3 protein-coding genes are annotated in these 3,454 nt (G+C 57.8%); 2 read left to right on the top strand and 1 reads right to left on the bottom strand.

From position 1 onward, the window contains the following. The coding region (ppk1, locus tag QVO51_RS01505; protein ID WP_288167725.1) for a polyphosphate kinase 1 at positions 1-2,083 on the bottom strand (2,083 nt) is incomplete at its 3' end. A gap of 249 nt (positions 2,084-2,332) precedes the next feature. Here ppk1 and QVO51_RS01500 point away from each other — a divergent pair. Further along, positions 2,333-2,674 carry a type II toxin-antitoxin system PemK/MazF family toxin gene (locus QVO51_RS01500; protein WP_015557410.1) on the top strand — a complete coding sequence of 114 codons (342 nt, stop codon included), beginning with the start codon at positions 2,333-2,335 and terminating at the stop codon, positions 2,672-2,674. Between the two features lie 270 nt (positions 2,675-2,944). Continuing rightward, on the top strand, positions 2,945-3,454 hold a 510-nt coding region (locus QVO51_RS01495), incomplete at its 3' end, for a hypothetical protein (protein WP_288167724.1).

Raw genomic sequence — 3,454 nt, 5'->3', positions numbered from 1 at the left:
GAGCATCCGGCTTTGCCGCAGGCCTTCTGGTGCGGCGCTTGGGGGCGGCGGCGTATGCCTCATCGAACAATTGTTCCTGGGCGTTCCGGGATTCCTCCCCCTCCGCCGGAGCGGTCAGCACATAAGTGCCGTCCGGCTGCTGGAGCCGTGCCTTGCAGTTGTCATGCAGGTACACATCGAAAATGTGCAGCACCCGTGCCCGGATCGCCGGATCCAGCAGGGGCACCGCCACCTCCACCCGGTGGATGGTGTTCCGGGGCATGTAGTCCGCCGAGCCAATATACACCCTCGCCCGGTCAGGGGTGCCGAATATATAGATCCGGCTGTGCTCTAAGTACCTGCCTACGATGCTCCGCACATGGATATGCTCCGTTCTGCCGGGAATGCCCCCGATGACGCAGCAGATGCCCCGGACGATGAGATCCACATGCACCCCGGCATCCGACGCCTCCATAAGCTTTTCGATGACGATTTTGTCGGAAATGGAATTGAGCTTCAGCCCGATGTAGCTGTCCAGCCCTTCGGATGCCCGGCGGATCTCCTGGTCGATCAGCTGTAACACCTGGTTCCGCAGGGTGTGGGGCGCTACCAGCAGCATGCCGTTTTCCTCGATCTGGGTATCCGCACACAGGGCGTCAAACACCTTCTCCGCCTCTGCGCCGATGGCTTGATTTGCGGTCATCAGGGACAGATCCGTGTACAGCAGGGAGGTTTTCTCGTTGTAGTTGCCAGTGCCGATCTGGGTGGTGTAGTGAACGCCGGTGCGGCTCTTCTGGGTGATGAGCAGCAGCTTGGAATGCACCTTGAATGCCCGGGAGCCGTAGATCACCTCACAGCCTGCACGCTGTAGCCGCCGGGACCAGCCGATGTTGTTTTCCTCATCGAACCGGGCACGCAGCTCCACCAGCACCAGTACCCGGATGCCGTTTTCCGCCGCCCGGCACAGGGCATCGATCACCTGGCTGTTCCGGGCAACCCGGTACAGGGTGATCTTGATGGACAGGACGGTTTCATCCTCTGCCGCTTCTTGCAGCAGCCGCAGGAAGGGGCGGATGGACTGGTAGGGGTAGTGCAGGAGGATGTCCTGCTTTTTGATCTGGGCAAGCATGGGGCGGGTCTCGGACACCTGGGGGGAATTCTGGGGCACCCGTTTGGGGTACAGCAGGGTATCCTCCCGGGTCACGTCCTGGATGCCGTACACGAAGGACAGATCCAGGGGGGCTTTTGCCGGGAAGATCTGACTGTTCTTGATGCCCAGCTGCTTCCGGAGGAAGTCCGTGGCGGTCTGGTTGAAGCTGGCGGACAACTGGATCCGCACCGGCATCAGTTTCTGCCGCTGCTTCACAAGCTCCTCCATGATCTGCCGGAAGTCGTTGGAGTAATCGTAGAAGGCATCCGTCACCGCAATGTCCGCACTGCGGGTGATCCGCAGCAGGGTACGGTCAATGACCTTGAAATTCTTGAAGATGGAGGGGGACAGGCTCAGAATCAGATCCTCCGCCAGAATGAAACGCTTGCCGTTTTCTCCCAGAGGGATCACCCGCTTGAACTGCTCATTTACGGGGATGATGCCCAGCCGGACACCGGATTTGGATTCCAGGTGCAGCACGGCGTAGATCTCCTGGTTTTTCAGAAAGGGGAAGGGATGCTCCTTGTCCACCACCATGGGTACGATCAGAGGGCGGATCTCCTTCTTGAAGTAGGTGTCCAGAAAGCGGCGCTCCTCGTCGGTGGCGGTGGGGTAGGTGACCTGCATGACCCCATGTGCCCCCAGTGCCTGCATGATCTCCCCGTAGGCATTGTCCCGCTGGGGCTCCAACTCCCGAACCCGGCGGAAGATGGCCTTCAGCTGCTCCTTGGCGTTCATGCCGCTGCGGGAATCGGATTTGTCCGGGTCGGTGAGATGCTGATCGTACAGGGAGCCAACCCGCACCCGGAAAAATTCGTCCAGATTGGACTGGAAAATGGCGGTGAATTTCAGTCGCTCCAGCAGGGGGGCATCCGGATTGCATGCCTCCTCCAGTACACGCTGGTTGAATTTGAGCCAGGAGAGCTCCCGGTTGTCATAGCCTTGAAATCCCATATCGGTTCCTTCCTGCGGCGGTGCCGCAATTTTTTCTTTCTTTTATTATAGCCTCATTCGGCGGCTTCGTCAACCGATTTTACAGACTTTTCACAGGGTTTCAGATAAATTTGTCATTTGCCGCTCCGGGCTTGTCCCGACCCATCCGTCGGCGGCAGCATATACTGCAAAGGGTGATTAAACCCGGCAGGGATGGTCATACTACATACAGACGCGCAAGCGTGAAATCAGGAAAAGGGGAGACTCCGCATGGTCAGAAGAGGAGAAATTTACTACGCAGATCTCAGCCCGGTGGTGGGCTCCGAGCAGGGGGGCGTCCGTCCGGTGCTGATCGTCCAGAACGATGTGGGCAACAAGCACAGCCCCACGGTGATCGCCGCTGCCATTACCAGCCAGCGGGAGAAGGCAAAGCTGCCCACCCACATCGAGCTGCGGGCGGCAAGCTGCGGTCTGTCCCGGGACAGCGTGGTGCTGCTGGAGCAGATCCGCACCATCGACAAGCGCCGGCTGAAGGAGCGGATGGGAGAGCTGGACGCTCCCTCCATGAGCCAGGTGAACAATGCCCTGGAGATCAGCTTCGGGCTGAGCTGATTACATTTGTCAATTTGCACAAATGGGACTGCGGATTTTCAGCAGCCCCATTTTTTTCGGCATATATTGTCCTTCAGACAGAGCAATTGTGCCATTTTTACTGTTTCGGATTTGTACATATGCTACAAAAACGAACGCTTATAATACGGATTCATTGACATTTTGTACGCAATGTGCTATACTTTGTGCAGTATGAATCATAACCAGGGCGGCATAGCCTTGTTTGGGATCCTGCAAGGGATTCCTGAAAAGTTCCCAGGGGGCGACAATATGAAACGCAGCAAGCGTACAAATTATAATGATCTTGAAAATATGGATCATGCAGAAAAGAAGTTCTACGGCGATCAGATGAAGGAAATGGGCTGCAAGGGCTTTGTGCTGCGGGATATCTGGGACGTATTGGGTCCCTACCTGCTCATTATCGTGGCAGTGATCTCCCTGCTGGTGGGCATTCTCATCGGCTGGAGCTGGAGAGCATCCCGGGACGGGGGCGCACTGTCTGTGGAGAATTCCCCGGAGCAGGCAACGGATACGGCGCTGACCACAGAATACAGGGCGGAGATTCCCCCGGAGGGAACCACTCCTGTCCAGACGGATGCCAGACAGACCACACCGGTGATCCGGGGGGAGGATAGCCCCACAGCCCCGGTGACCACCGTACCGGAGGAGGATCAGACGGAGGGATTACCAAACGAGCCGGAAAACCCGAACAATCCCACCCCGGCACGCACCACCCCCCGGCAGAATCCCTCCTGGGAAAATGATCCGGGCTATGATGAG

The organism is Ruminococcus sp. CAG:379, from assembly GCF_000434255.1.
Taxonomy (GTDB): Bacteria; Bacillota; Clostridia; order Oscillospirales; family Ruminococcaceae; genus Ruminococcus_F; species Ruminococcus_F champanellensis.
The sequence above is the reverse complement of the archived record's forward strand: the minus strand, read 5'-3'. Positions and strand labels throughout refer to the sequence as shown.

Bases quoted from the DNA above. Each gene is read 5' to 3' on its own strand.
- QVO51_RS01500 (WP_015557410.1), top strand. From the start codon at position 2,333: ATGGTCAGAAGAGGAGAAATTTACTACGCAGATCTCAGCCCGGTGGTG.